Source organism: Bifidobacterium sp. LH_512, from assembly GCF_056356435.1.
The window spans coordinates 33,008-47,076 of record NZ_JBKEUE010000002.1 but is presented as its reverse complement, the minus strand read 5'-3'; the positions used below and the strand labels follow the sequence as shown (position 1 = coordinate 47,076).

Here is a 14,069-nt window from a genome sequence, read left to right as displayed (position 1 = left end):
CCGACCCACAATCACCCCGGCAAACTATTGTCCGCTATTGATCTGCCCGCCGGACTCATTCGTGGCACCATTACCGGTGTTGCCACCGTTGCCGTCAGTGCCAGTGCCGCCGCCGGCGTCATCAGTAGTACCGTCATTGCCGTCGCCGCCGGTGCCGCCACTATTCGACGTGCCGTCACCAGTACCGCTGTCTCCACCGCCCGCACAAGATGGGTCCTCAGGATTCGTTGCGCACGCATCTTGTCCATTGGCGTTGGAATCTTGCGCATCGCCATCCTGCTGAGCCGTTTTATCCTGCGCCTGATGTCCGGTCTCGGCTTGTGCCTGCGAATCCTGCCATTCCTGCGTGGCGGTCTTACCGGATCCCCCGATGCCCCACGTGCCGTCGGGTCCGCCCAATTTACCGTTATCAACAGCGGTCGGGAAATCAATAATCTCTTGGCCTTCCAACGCCTGCTGCATAAATTCGGTAAACAAATGCGACGGATAGCCGGTAGACGTAACACCATATCCCGCGAACTGCGGCACAACCTGCGCACTGCCATCCTCACCCGGATTCCAGATCGCCCACACATTAAGCAGCTGCGGCGTATATCCGACAAACGAAGCGGCCGTCTCATCATTCGCAGTACCCGACTTGCCTGCGACGGGGCGCCCCAACGCGGCGGCCGTACCAGCGGCCGTGCCAGTCGTCGTCGTGCCCTGCATCGCCTTCTGCACAAGCGCGCAATCATTGGCGTCAAAGACCTTCTTGTTTTCGGTGACGATCTTATACGCCTCCGTATCATCGCTTTGCAACACCCTGTCGACAATATGCAGCGTATTCTTCACACCATTCGCTGCAATCGTGGCGTGGCCCTGCGCCAAATCCCACACGGTAATCGCATTAATGCCGAGGATGTTGTAAATCGAATCAGCATCAATATCGCCTTCAATACCGGCCTGGTGCGCGATTTCAGCCAGACGCTGCGACGTCAAATGCTCATTGACATTCATGAATACCGTATTCACGGAATTCGCTGTAGCCGCATACAGGTTGATATAACCCCAATTATTGCCCAATGCATTATTCACAGGCTGTGGCGCGCCAACAAAAGTCTGCCCCGAGTTGCCATTGAAAATCGTGCTGAAACTGACGTCCTCCTGCGCGGCGCCCAGCAGACCGAAAGGCTTCATCGTAGATCCTGCCTGGAACGTCGACTGTGTGGCATTGTTCAGCTGCTGCGTCAAATAATCTGAACCGGCATACATGGCCTTAACCGTGCCGTCGCGCGGATCCGCGGCAATGCCGCCAACCTGAATGCTTTCCGGCATGTCAGACGGACGCGTGTCGCCAACGGTCTGGATCTCATCCTGCATGGTTTTGTCCAGCGTGGTGATGATTTTGTAGCCGCCCGTTTCCAGCTCATCCTTGGTGAACGCGCCCGAATCGACCAGTTCGTTCTCCACAGTGGTCAGCAGGTATCCGTTTGCTCCAGCCAGCTGATTCTGCTGCGAAATATCAGCCGTCGCGGGGAATTCGGCAGAAGCCTTGTCGGAGGCGGAAATATAACCGTCCTCTTCCATAATGTTCAGCACGCGCGTGAAACGCGTCTGCGCCTGTTCGGGGTCGACCGCGGGATCCCATGAACTTGGCGCCGGAATAATGCCGGCCAACATCGCCGATTCCGACAACGTCAAATCTTTGGCGTCCTTATTGAAATACGCCTGCGCCGCAGCCTGAATGCCGTACGCGCCGCGGCCCAGATAAATCGTGTTCATATAATTGCACAGCACCTGATCCTTATCCTGCACCTGTGCAATCTTCAAAGCAAGGAACGCTTCGCGAAGCTTGCCAAGATACGTCGTCGTTTCGCCCAAATAATAGCGCTCTGCATACTGCTGCGTAATGGTCGAACCGCCTTGACGGCTGCCCGTGGTCAGATTGTTGTACAATGCACGTGCAATACCGATCGGATCGATGCCCTTATTCGTATAGAACGAACGGTCTTCCGACGCGACAATCGCCTTGCCGACATAGTCAGGCAGCGCAGAACATTCGATGATGTCGCGATTTTGCTCGGCATACGTACCGATTTTCGTTGTGCCGTCCGCATAATAGACGGTCGTGGCTTCCGCCAACGCGAATTTCTCCGGTTGCGGAATTTCAGTGGTGATATAGAAATATGCGAATACGCCGATGCCGGCCACCATCAACGTGGCGAAAACGCCGAGAATCCATTTGAGCACAAGATTTTTGCGCTGCTTCTTCTGCTGGCGCCTACGACGAGGGCCGTTCTGACGATGCGCGCCACGTGTGGTACGGGCGGCAGCGGCTGCGCCGGAATGTTGCGCGCTGCGGGAAACGGCGCTGCGGACGCTCGAAGAAGTGGTGCGAATATGTGAAGCCATGAAGTCTACCGTAACCGTGCCTCTTGAAAATGACGATGAAAAATATCGGGAAACCGTATTCGCGACGACGATTTATGCTGAATCCACACAAATCATGGCGTTCGCGATGGCTGTCGGTGCCTGCACATTGACGGAATGTTGAATATGCGCGTTTGGCTGACATACAGAGGATTCACAGCAAAGCAAGTAAGCTTGGCAGAGGTAAAAAAAGCTTGATCTCAAGGAGGCGATTACCAATGAGTATTCGCGTAGCCATCGCCGGTGTGGGCAATTGCGCTTCGTCGCTGGTGCAGGGAGTGGAATATTACAAGGACACCAAGGATGATGACAAAATCCCTGGCCTGATGCACAACAATTTCGGTGGATACCGCGTGCGCGACATCGAATTCGTCGCGGCGTTCGACGTTGACGCCTTGAAAGTCGGCAAGGATTTGTCGGAAGCGATTGAAGCTTCGCAGAACAATACGATTAAGTTTGCTGACGTGCCGGATCTGGGTGTTGAAGTGCAGCGCGGGCCGACACATGACGGTCTCGGCACCTATTATCGCGAGATGATCGAGGAATCCGACGCGGAGCCGGTCGACGTGGCGCAGGTGCTGCGTGACCGCAAGGTGGACGTGCTGGTCTCCTACCTGCCGGTCGGTTCCGAAGAAGCGGACAAGTACTATGCGCAGGCCGCCATGGACGCAGGCTGCGCATTCGTCAATTGTCTGCCGGTATTCATCGCGTCCGATCCGGAATGGGCGCAGAAATTCCGCGATGCCGGCGTGCCGATTGTCGGCGACGACATCAAGTCCCAGGTGGGCGCCACCATCACACATCGTACGATGGCCCGCCTGTTCGAAGACCGTGGTGTGCGCCTTGACCGCACCTACCAGCTCAACGTTGGCGGCAATATGGATTTTATGAACATGTTGCAGCGCTCGCGTTTGGAATCCAAGAAGATTTCCAAGACGCGCGCCGTCACTTCGGTGGTGCCCCATGAGATGGACCCGCACAACGTGCACATCGGTCCGTCGGATTATGTGGCATGGCTGGACGACCGCAAGTTCGCGTTTGTCCGTTTGGAGGGCACGACGTTCGGCGATGTGCCGTTGAATCTGGAATACAAGCTGGAAGTGTGGGACTCTCCGAACTCCGCAGGCATCGTGATTGACGCTGTGCGCGCCGCCAAGATCGCGCTCGATCGCGGCTTGGCCGGTCCGGTGCTGGCGCCGAGCTCCTACTTTATGAAGTCTCCGGCCGTGCAGCATGAGGATCATGAGGCGCGTGAATTGGTCGAGCGGTTCATCGCCGGCGAAGTGGAAGCCACCGAGGCGCAGCTTGATGCTGATGTCGCAGCAGCCAAGGCCGCAGGCAAGGACGTCTGGCGCGCCTGAGATCTGCCGTGGCGTTCCTGTTTTCAGCATAAAACGGTCACATTTGCTGATGGTTGCACACTACTTCAGCAAGTGTGACCGTTTTGGACCCCTGTTTCGGTCACTTTTGCGGATGTGCTTCGTTGATATCAGCAAGTGTGACCGTTTTTGGCTTCTGTTTCGGTCACATTTGCTGATGGTCTCCGTCGAAATCAGCAAAAGTGACCGCAACAAATAGAAATCGTCGATATTCAAATCAGTTATCCACAATCGTGTATTCACAGGATAAACGTTGGAAAACTGCGAAAAATAGTAAATTCAGCATTCGCGACATGCCGTTATCGCGTCTCTTCGTCCACATTTCCTGCACTGCTTTACAAGTCAGTCTCAAATCCATCACTATAAGTACATGAAAGAGCACCAACGACTGACGCCACTGATTGAAACCGCAGAAAAAGAGCGGCGTTGCTTTTTTGTGTCTGAAAATGTGGAGCGCCGCGCGGTATATCGTCGACTATGCCGTGGCGATTTAGTCGCTCCGCATCCTTACCGAAATTTATATGCGCGCACTGAATATTGGAATAGCTTGAATCCGGCAGAGCGAACGATGCATGTTATACGCTGCATTGCGATCCAGCGTCCCGCGTCTGTATTTGCTGGTGGCAGCGCGGCAATGGTATTTGGCTGGGAGCAGTCGTGGACGTTGCATCATGCAGGGAATGTGTATATGGCGACGCCGTTTCATTACGGCGATAGGCGCTCTCATGGATGGGTGAAATGGGTGTACGTGCCTTCGCTGGACGCTTATACGATGAAATATTCTGTTGATGGTCTACCGCATGATGTTCTAGTGACGTCGCCGGCGCGCACGTTGGTGGATTGCGCCTTGCTGTATTCCTTCAAGGAGGCGCTGCCGATGTTTGACTCGGCCTTGCGCGCGAGGGCGGTGACGAAGGACGAGGTCGTCGCGGTGTGCGACGGGCTGCAGTTTGATTGTGGTGGCGTCTTCCGTCTGCTGCATTATGCGGATCCGGCGAGTGAGAACGGTGGCGAATCCTTGTGTAGAGCCACGATCATTGAATTAGGATTCGCGGTGCCGCAGTTGCAGCATACTTTCATTGATCCGGATAATCTGTATGACAATGCCCGCGTCGATCTCGTGTGGCATTTGCCGGATGGCCGCATCGTGGTGCTGGAATATGACGGGGCGCGTAAATACGTCGATCCTGCCATGGCGAGGCGTCGTGATTACGCGCAGGTATTGGATGACCAGAGGCGGCGTGATGCGATGTTGCAGCGCGCCGGCGTGAACGAGATTATTCATGTGACCTATGACGATGTGATTGACGGCAGGTCGCTTGCCGGATGGCTTGACCGCGCCGGGGTGCCGGATTTGCAGCATTTGCCGATGTACGAGCGCGTCAATTACCGATGATTATCGGTGTGCGATGAGTGTTGCGTGATTATTGGTGTGCGATTCTTTGGTGTGCAATGAGTGTCGCGTGGCGATTGAATGACGGTGCTTATCCATAGCTGATTGTGCATTATTTTCGGTCACTTTTGCTGATGTTGACGTATTGCTTCAGCAAGTGTGACCGTTTTGGGCCTTTGTTTCGGTCACATCTGCTGGTGGTTGTGTTCTTTTTCAGCATTTGTGACCGTTTCAGACCTCTGTTCCGGTCACTTTTGCTGATGAGCTTCGTTGATGTCAGCAAGTGTGACCGAAATGGGGGCGAAATGGGGATGAGAAGGGGAGGATGAGAGGGGCTGAGAAGGAATGAGAAGGAATGCTGAGAAGGGAGGAGGGGGAAAAAGAAAGAGGCAGCCGGCTGACGCTAGATGCGTTGCCGGCTGCCAGTTATTCGCTAGGTATTTGCCAGTTATCCGCCAATTATCTGCTGGCCGTTCGCCAGCTTGCTGCCGGACGCGGAGCCTACTTTTTCAGCAGTGGCTCGACCTGCTGCTCGTATGCGGTCAGGGCTGCGTCGATCACGTTATGCATGTCGTAATACTTGTACGTGCCCAGACGCCCGCCGAAAACGGTGTTCGGCTCGGCCTCGGCCAGCGCCGCGTAGCGTTCGTACAAGGCCTTGTCTGCGTCGGTGTTGACCGGATAATACGGTTCGTCGTCACGTGTGGCGAATCGGCTGTATTCCTCCCACACCACAGTGCGGTCCGGATTCTGAGAGTCGCGGCGCTCCGGATTGAAGTTCTTGAATTCGATGGCGCGCGTGTACGGCACGTCCGCGTCCGCGAAGTTCATAACCGGGCAGCCGAAATGATCGCCCTCGTCGTAGCGGACCTCCTTGAAGTCGACGGTACGCCACTTGAGTTCACCCAGTGAATAGTCGAAGTAGCGGTCGACCGGGCCCGTATATACGACCGGCACGCCGGCTGCGGCCAGAGCGGTCCTGTTATATGGCTGGGATTCGTCGAAGAAGTCCACGCCAAGCGACACTTCAATACGCGGGTCGTCGATCATGCGCTGCATCCAGGCGGTGTAGCCGTCGGTCGGCAGGCCTTCCCATGTGTCCTTGAAGTAGCGGTTGTCGTAATTGAATCGTACGGGCAGACGATTGATGATACCGGCCGGCAGTTCGCTCGGATCGGTCTGCCACTGCTTGCCGGTGTAGTTCTTGATAAACGCCTCATACAATGGGCGCCCAATCAGGGAGATGCCCTTATCGTTGAGATTCTGCGGATCGGTGCCCGCCAATTCGCCGGCCTGCTCGTCGATAAGCGCCTTCGCTTCGGCGGGCGTATAGTGCGCGCGGAAGAACTGGTTGATGGTGCCAAGATTGACCGGCAGCGGGTACACTTCGCCGTCATGCGTGGTGTAGACGCGGTGCACATAGTTGGTGAATGAGGTGAAGCGATTTACGTAGTCCCACACGCGCTTGTTGGACGTGTGGAACAGATGCGCGCCGTACTTGTGGATCTCGGCGCCGGTCTCTTCGTCGAAGTAGCTGTACGCGTTGCCGCCGATATGATCACGCACGTCGATGATGCGCACGTTGACGCCGAGATGTTCAACCGCCTGCTGTGCGACGGTCAGGCCGAACAGACCGGCGCCGACGACAACAAGATCCGGGTATTCCACGGATTCAGTCATGTAAACCTCCAAAGCCGAAGCACACCAAGTGTGTGCGTTTCCTTGACTATCGTACCCGCAGGCATATGCGCGCCTGCGGGAAAAGTATGGAGGAATGCGTGAAAAGGCGCAAAATATGCGAGGGAAGGGGCATGCCAGCAGGTTGTTCGTTATTTCAAAATGATTGTGCGATTGAAAAATGCATGCATACGGCAGTGATGGGTACATGATGATTGCAAATGTGCGCAGTGTGATTGATGCGCCCAATAGTTTGCGCGTATGTTCATATGATTGCTTGATGATTTTCGATGGATTGAACTATTGCATTTGAATGATGCTTCAGACTGCTTGTGTTGTTGGAATTAGTCGGAACACGCCTAATTCGTGGGATGGTGTACACTGGTCAGAGCCTCCGCGTGGCGGTATGTCACCCAACTCCCCCAGGGCAGGAATGCAGCAAGGGTAAGTGGCCTCTGCCGGGTACGTGGAGGTTTTTCCTTTTCTTGCCCGCCTGGGGTCTTCAGGCGTGGGCAGGCCGTAAAGTCGATAAGTATGAGCGACGAATCCAAGTCTTTGATGAACGACGCGCCTTCTGCCGAGAATGCTTCTTCGCAGGTGACGTCCGAACAGCCGGCTGTATGCGAACAGTCGACTGCGTCTGAGCGTTTGGCGGCATCTGACGCAATACAGCTTCCAACGGTACCGCCGCCCCCTCGTCAGCCGCGTTCGTCGCAGCAGGATTCGCGTGATCCAAATGACACGCAGAACGATTCGCGGGATGCTTCGCAAGCAAAGCAGCGGAATGCCGAAGAGCAAAATCTGCCGTTGGTTTTTACGCCGGTATTCAAGCCAGTGGAAACGTCTGACGCCAATCATGGTGTGACTATTCCGCAGACGGCGTCGTATAGTAGCCGCTCGCAGAAGAAGGCCGCTGCGAAGAAGAAAGCCGCCGTAATGCGTGATGCCGGCATGGGCGCATCATCCGCAAAATTGAATGGTATCGCCAGTGCAAACGCCAATAATGCCGAGAACGCTGCCAATTCGGGCGTCGCCAACGCAGGCCTTACCAACGCGGACATCGCTGGTATCGCGGGCATCACCGATATCACCGGCACCCCCGACGCCACCTCCGCCGCGCAATCCTCATCCGACTTCACCGCCGGCCTTGCCCGTCTCGATCCGCTCGCCCTCCGCCCACGCGCGTCAAGCCGCGTGCTGTGTGTGATTTTCGGCCTCCTCGCCGTAGCCTCCGCATTCGGAGCATGGCGTCTGGGCGTGTGCACTATGGACGGCCAAAGCTACGACGACATCGTGTTCACATCATTCAACGATGTGCTGCCGGCCGCATTCGCCCCAATCGTCAACATATTCACACATTCGTGGCTGGTCCAAGCAATCAGCGTCATTCTCGGCATAATCGCTGCCATCGTTGTGGCCGTGCGTCGCCGTTGGTGGCTGCTTGGTCAACTCGTTGCATATGCGCTGGTCAATGTGCTAATCGCGCTGCTGCTTAAAGACGCTCTTCCGCGTCCTTTCCTGATCAACACGGAGTCGAGCACAATGAATTCCGCTCCTTCCGGTCACACCATCATGGCCGCCGCTGCCGGCATCGCCCTGCTGTGCGCGGTGCCGCGAGCCTGGCGTGCGCTTACGGCGGTTGTCGCATGGGTTTACGCCATACTGGTCGGCATGTCGGTGATCGCCGGCGGCTGGCATCGCCCGACGGATGTGGTGATGTCGCTGCTGCTGTGTGGCGGCGTTGCACTGCTCATGTTGGCGGCCTCTCGCACGTCCGGCATGGACCAGATTGGCGACCGAGCGTCGTCGCCGTCCATTCAGATCGTTGGCAGTGTGATGCTGACGGCCGGTGTGCTGGGATTGTTGTATGCAGGTTATATATTGTGGCAGATTCAGCCGGGCCTGCAATTAGGCGCGGAATGGACGCAGCGTGGTGCTGTGGTTTCGGCGATGGCTGCAGTCGCGGCATTGGCGTCGCTGATGTGCGGATTGGTGTTATCGATGCGTCAATTGACGGCCTCGCCGCTGACGAAATTGGGATTGGTGGGCGCCCCGCCGGCGCCGCCGAAGCGTTGACGCCACACGCGACGTTTATATTTGGCGTCGTCGCGTGAGTATGATTGCGTTCCAAGTGCAAGGAGAATGAGGAACGAACATGGCTAATGGCAGTAAGTTCAGCAGCAAGTCCGGCAGTAAGCTCGTCATTGTGGAGTCTCCCACGAAGGCCAAGAAAATTGGGGGATACCTTGGTGATGGCTATACCGTCATGGCTTCGGTTGGCCATATTCGTGACCTAGCGCAGCCTAGTCAGGTGCCTGCCGAAAACAAAGCGAGCTTCGGCAGATTCGGTGTGGACGTCAACGACGGCTTCAAGCCGTACTACATCGTCGACGCCGATAAGCGCAAGACGGTGTCCGAGCTGAAGAACGCGCTGAAAAACGCCGACGAACTGTATCTGGCAACTGATGAGGACCGCGAGGGTGAGGCCATCGCGTGGCACTTGGTGCAAACGTTGAAGCCGAAGGTGCCGGTCAAGCGCATGGTGTTTCACGAAATCACGCCGGAAGCCATTCGCGCTTCGCTGGATCATACTCGTGACGTTGACGGCGCAATGGTTGACGCGCAGGAGACCCGCCGTATTCTTGACCGCCTGTACGGCTATGAACTTTCGCCGGTGTTGTGGCGCAAGGTGGGGCCGGGTCTTTCCGCTGGCCGCGTGCAGTCGGTGGCGACGCGCCTGATCGTAGAGCGTGAGCGTGATCGTATGGCGTTTGTGCGCGCGTCCTATTGGGATATCGCCGCCACGTTGACGGCGTCCGGTGCCGATGGCGAAAACGTTGATTTTGATGCGCGCATGATTGCGCTTGATGGACGTCGTCTTGCTGCTTCGAAGGATTTTGACACGAAGGGCGCTTTGACCGAGGCGGCCTCTCGTGAGAATGTATGCCGCCTTGATCAGGCGCGGGCCGAGGCGATTGTACAGGCGTTGCAGCATGCGCCGTTCACGGTGATTTCGATGGAGTCGAAGCCGTATCGTCGCCGCCCGTTGCCGCCGTTTACGACGTCGACGTTGCAGCAGGCTGCCGGCAACCGCCTGTCGATGAGCTCCCGTCAGACGATGCGCGCTGCGCAAGGCTTGTATGAAAACGGCTATATCACGTATATGCGTACCGATTCGGTGACGTTGAGCCAGGAGGCGATTGTCGCCGCCCGAGATGCGGTCGCCGCGCATTTTGGTAAGCGGTATTTGTCTGATGCGCCGAAGCAGTACGCGACGAAGACGGCTGGTGCGCAGGAGGCGCATGAGTGTATTCGTCCGGCTGGCGCGCATTTCCGTGATCCGGCGGAGTTGGCGACGCGCGTGCCGGCCGATCAATTGAAGTTGTATACGCTGATTTGGCAGCGTACGTTGGCCTCGCAGATGGCTGATGCGACCGGTTCGACGGCGACGGTGAAGCTGTCCGCTCCGGCTGAAGGCCATGGTGAGGCGCAATTCCAGGCGTCCGGTACGGTGATTGAATTCCCCGGCTTCATGAAGGCCACGGGGGAGGGGCGCCGCGCGGCGAAGTCTGAAAGCTCGACCGCTGACGCATCTCAGGATGCTGCCAAGAAATCCGCGAAATCCGCGGAAGACAACGTGTCCCTGCCGCCGATGAGCGAGGGCGACGTGCTACCTGCAAGCAACGTCAAAGCCGATGGCCACGAGACACAGCCTCCGGCGCGCTATACGGAAGCTTCGCTGGTCAAAACCTTGGAAGCCAAGGAGATCGGCCGCCCATCGACGTACGCCAGCATTATCTCGACGATTATCGACCGTGGATACGTGTATGAGCGCGGCCGCGCGCTGATTCCTTCATGGTTGGCCTTTGCTGTGACGAAGCTGCTTGAAACGAAGTTCACGAAATACGTCGACTACGAATTCACCGCTGATATGGAAAACGGATTGGATCGCATCGCGCACGGCGAGGAATCCGGTCGCGACTGGCTGACGCGTTTCTATTTCGGCGCAGGCAGTGATGCCGCACAGTCAGCTGAGGATGCACAGGCTGGTTTGCAGCAGCATGTCGCGCAGCTTGGTGAGATTGACGCGCGCATGATCAATACGATTGAAATCGGCGATGGATTGCGTGTTCGTGTTGGTCGCTTCGGACCATATTTGGAAGATGCGAATGATTTGGATGGTGAAGGCAATCCGAAACGCGCTTCCTTGCCGGATACGCTTGCGCCGGATGAACTGACCGTTGAAGTCGGCCACGATTTGATTGAAAACCATTCCGGCGGACCGCGTGAACTGGGCAAGGATCCGGTAACCGGCGGCACCGTTGAAGTGCGCAGTGGTCGTTTCGGCCCGTATGTGGCGCTGGTTCCACTCGCGGACGCTACTGCGGAATCCGGTGAACAGGAGATCGCCAAGCCGAAGCGTGGTGCGAAGAAGAATGTCGCGGACCGGCCGAAGATGGCTTCGCTGTTCAAAACCATGAACGCCGAATCCTTGACTTTGGAAGACGCGTTGAAGCTGCTGAGCCTGCCGCGTGAATTGGGCTCCTACGAAGAGACTGATGCGCAAACCGGCGAATTGAGCACGGTAACCGTGCAGGCCAACAATGGCCGCTACGGCCCGTATCTGACGAAGACCGGCGCTGACGGCAAGTCCGATACGCGCTCGCTCGGTTCGGAAGAGGAGATCTTCACCGTTACGCTCGACCAGGCGAAGGAACTGTTCGCACAACCGAAGTATGGCCGTCGTCGTGGCGCAGCCAAGCCGCCGCTGCGTGAGCTGGGCCTGGATCCGGAGACGAATAAGCCGGTGACGATCAAGGAAGGTTTCTACGGCGCCTACATCACCGACGGCGAAACGAATCGTACGCTGCCGAAGCAGTATGCTCCGGAAACGATTGAACCTGCCGAAGCATTCCGTCTGCTCGCTGAAAAGCGTGCGGCCGGTCCGTCCAAGCGCCGCGGCCGCGGCGGCGCCAAGAAGACTGCCGCCAAATCGACGAAGTCGGGCAAGGCCACTAAGCCTTCGAAGGTCAGCGCACAGGACCGGGTACGCGCCGAACGTCGTGCGAAGGTGAAGGAACTGGCTGATCAGGGCTGGGCGAATACGCGTATCGCCAAAGAGATCGGTTCCACCGCATCCACGGTGAAAAGCGATGTTGACTGGCTGGCCGCAAACGAAGGCTACGTGCGTCCTGCTGTGGTGCCCGCCCGCTGATGGTTGCTGCGTGTTTCACGTGAAACAGAAACACGCGTAATACGCAATACGAAGCCAGCGGGCTACGAAACCGGAAAACCGCGAACCATTGACCGTCTAGGCGTCCGGAAGGGGGGAACACGATGACGGGTCTGTTCATTTCGTTCGAAGGCGTTGACGGCGTGGGCAAAACCACGCAGGTGCGCCGACTAAAGCAGTATTGCCTAGCTCGGGGACGCGAAGTCGTGGTGACGCGCGAACCTGGCGGCACCGCATTGGGCAAGGCGATTCGCAAGCTGCTGCTGTATGGCGTTGAGGCACGAGACGAGCAAAGCGCTGATATCGCGCCGCGCGCGGAAGCCCTGCTGTTCGCCGCCGATCGCGCCCAGCACGTCAGCGAAGTGATCCGCCCCGCGTTGGAACGCGGCGCAGTGGTGATTACGGACCGTTATTTTGATTCGTCGCTGGCCTATCAGGCGGGCGGCCGCGAGCTGACGCTTGATGAGATTCGCGATTTGAGCATGTGGGCCACGGCGGAATTATTGCCGGCGCGCACCTATCTGTTGGATATGGATCCCGCCGCATCCCATCGGCGTCTGCACCGCGCCGCCGATCGTATGGAATCCGTAGGCGACAATTTTCAGCAGCGCACACGTCAGGCCTTCCTTGACTTGGCGCAGCGCGAGCCCAACCGTTTCCGCGTCATCGACGCGGCCCGCCCGGTGAAAGTGGTGTGGGAAAGCATTCGCGCCGATCTGGACGCGCTGCTGGACCAAATGCCACAAGCGCCCGTTCCGGAATCGGCAACGTCCTCAGAGCCGGCCAATGCCGCCCCCGAATCATCGGAGCGCGTATCATGAGCGTCTGGGATTCCATCGTCGGTCAGCAGCAAGCGGTCAGCCAACTATCCGCAATCGCCAGCGGCGATCCCAAAGCAATCGCCCAATCATGGCTTATCTGCGGGCCTCCGGGATCAGGCCGCTCCAATATGGCGCGCGCATTCGCGGCGGCGCTGCAAAGCCCTGATCACGGCATGAGCGACGAGCCCACTCGTACGACACGGCAAATCATGGCCGGCACTCATCCCGACGTCACCGTGCTGTCAACCAACAAGGTCACCATTGGCATTGACGAAGTGCGCGACCTGATCAGCACTTCCGAACAAATGCCAAGCGTGGCACCGTGGCGCATCATCATTATCGAAGACGTCGACCGCATGCTGGAGCGCACGACGAACGTGCTGCTCAAGGAAATCGAAGAACCAAGCGAACATGCCATCTGGCTGCTGTGCGCGCCGAGCGCGCAGGACGTGCTGCCGACGATTCGTTCGCGTACGCGTATTGTGAATCTGGCTGTTCCCTCGAATCAGGCCGTCGCGCAATTCCTGCAACAGTCGACGGGCGTCGAACAGAAGATAGCGGTTCGTGCGGCGCGCTTGGCCGAAGGGCATATCGGCATCGCGAAATTGTATGCGACGAACGAGCGCGTCCTGTCCGACCGTGACGAGCTCGTCGTCGGCGTGCTTGGCCTGCAGCGCGCATCGGACGCTGTGTTGCTTGCCGGCAATCTCATTGACGATGCGAAAGGCCAGGCCGAGGCGGATGTCGAAGTGCAGGCGGCTGCTGCGGAAGCTGATTTTCGCCGCATCAACGGCCTGGGCGAGAAGGATAGGATTCCGCCGAAGCTTCGTGGCGCCTTCAACGCGATTGCCAAAAAGGATGAATTGAAGCGACAGGCGACGCGTCGCAGCCGTGACGTGTTGGATCGTGCATTGAATTCGGTGGCCAGCATTTATCGCGATGTTGCCGTCGTGCAGAATAATGCCGAGGATTCGGTCGGATTGATCAATTTGGAAAACCGTACCGCCATTTGCGAATTGTCGGTGCGATTGACGCGCGCTGATGCGGTGCGACGATTGGAAGACATCGCCGCCGCGCGCCGTCGTCTTGCCGGCAACGGTAATCCGACATTGGTTTTCGAAGCGCTATTCTGTGCTCTGATTCCGCCTTCGCGCTGA

At 57.5% G+C, this 14,069-nt stretch carries 8 protein-coding genes and 1 other RNA gene; 7 read left to right on the top strand and 2 right to left on the bottom strand.

Annotated elements, in window-relative coordinates:
* Window positions 1-24 precede the first annotated feature (24 nt).
* Window positions 25-2,391 (bottom strand): transglycosylase domain-containing protein, encoded by a 2,367-nt coding sequence (locus tag AC1AWD_RS06060; protein WP_476564714.1) that lies wholly within the window; start codon window positions 2,389-2,391, stop codon window positions 25-27.
* Between the two features lie 236 nt (window positions 2,392-2,627).
* On the opposite strand from AC1AWD_RS06060, the gene AC1AWD_RS06055 reads away from it, so the two are divergent.
* Window positions 2,628-3,770: an inositol-3-phosphate synthase gene (locus AC1AWD_RS06055; RefSeq protein ID WP_476564713.1), complete on the top strand. Its 1,143-nt coding sequence runs from the start codon at window positions 2,628-2,630 to the stop codon at window positions 3,768-3,770.
* Window positions 3,771-4,476: 706 nt separating this feature from the next.
* Complete coding sequence (locus tag AC1AWD_RS06050; protein WP_476564711.1) at window positions 4,477-5,184, top strand: hypothetical protein; 708 nt, start codon at window positions 4,477-4,479, stop codon at window positions 5,182-5,184.
* A 498-nt stretch (window positions 5,185-5,682) separates the two neighbouring features.
* Here the strand turns inward: AC1AWD_RS06050 and glf are convergent, their stop codons facing one another.
* Window positions 5,683-6,861, bottom strand: a complete 1,179-nt coding sequence (glf, locus tag AC1AWD_RS06045) for a UDP-galactopyranose mutase (RefSeq protein ID WP_476564709.1) — start codon at window positions 6,859-6,861, stop codon at window positions 5,683-5,685.
* 382 nt (window positions 6,862-7,243) lie between these two features.
* Here glf and ffs point away from each other — a divergent pair.
* From ffs to AC1AWD_RS06020, 5 genes are all read left to right on the top strand, one after another.
* Window positions 7,244-7,340, top strand: an RNA gene (gene ffs / locus AC1AWD_RS06040) — signal recognition particle sRNA small type.
* Between the two features lie 52 nt (window positions 7,341-7,392).
* A complete protein-coding gene (locus AC1AWD_RS06035) occupies window positions 7,393-8,934 on the top strand; it encodes a phosphatase PAP2 family protein (RefSeq protein ID WP_476564707.1) in 1,542 nt (513 codons plus the stop codon).
* A 79-nt stretch (window positions 8,935-9,013) separates the two neighbouring features.
* Window positions 9,014-12,073 carry a type I DNA topoisomerase gene (gene topA, locus AC1AWD_RS06030; RefSeq protein WP_476564705.1) on the top strand — a complete coding sequence of 1,020 codons (3,060 nt, stop codon included), beginning with the start codon at window positions 9,014-9,016 and terminating at the stop codon, window positions 12,071-12,073.
* A 122-nt stretch (window positions 12,074-12,195) separates the two neighbouring features.
* A complete protein-coding gene (gene tmk / locus AC1AWD_RS06025) occupies window positions 12,196-12,912 on the top strand; it encodes a dTMP kinase (RefSeq protein WP_476564703.1) in 717 nt (238 codons plus the stop codon).
* On the top strand, window positions 12,909-14,069 hold the full coding sequence (locus tag AC1AWD_RS06020) for a DNA polymerase III subunit delta' (RefSeq protein ID WP_476564701.1): 1,161 nt from the start codon (window positions 12,909-12,911) through the stop codon (window positions 14,067-14,069). Before tmk ends, AC1AWD_RS06020 begins: the two co-directional genes overlap by 4 nt.

Coding starts and splice junctions, on each gene's coding strand:
- AC1AWD_RS06050 (WP_476564711.1), top strand. CDS start 4,477: ATGGCGACGCCGTTTCATTACGGCGATAGGCGCTCTCATGGATGGGTG.
- AC1AWD_RS06020 (WP_476564701.1), top strand. CDS start 12,909: ATGAGCGTCTGGGATTCCATCGTCGGTCAGCAGCAAGCGGTCAGCCAA.
- tmk (WP_476564703.1), top strand. CDS start 12,196: ATGACGGGTCTGTTCATTTCGTTCGAAGGCGTTGACGGCGTGGGCAAA.
- topA (WP_476564705.1), top strand. CDS start 9,014: ATGGCTAATGGCAGTAAGTTCAGCAGCAAGTCCGGCAGTAAGCTCGTC.
- AC1AWD_RS06055 (WP_476564713.1), top strand. CDS start 2,628: ATGAGTATTCGCGTAGCCATCGCCGGTGTGGGCAATTGCGCTTCGTCG.
- AC1AWD_RS06060 (WP_476564714.1), bottom strand. CDS start 2,391: ATGGCTTCACATATTCGCACCACTTCTTCGAGCGTCCGCAGCGCCGTT.
- glf (WP_476564709.1), bottom strand. CDS start 6,861: ATGACTGAATCCGTGGAATACCCGGATCTTGTTGTCGTCGGCGCCGGT.
- AC1AWD_RS06035 (WP_476564707.1), top strand. CDS start 7,393: ATGAGCGACGAATCCAAGTCTTTGATGAACGACGCGCCTTCTGCCGAG.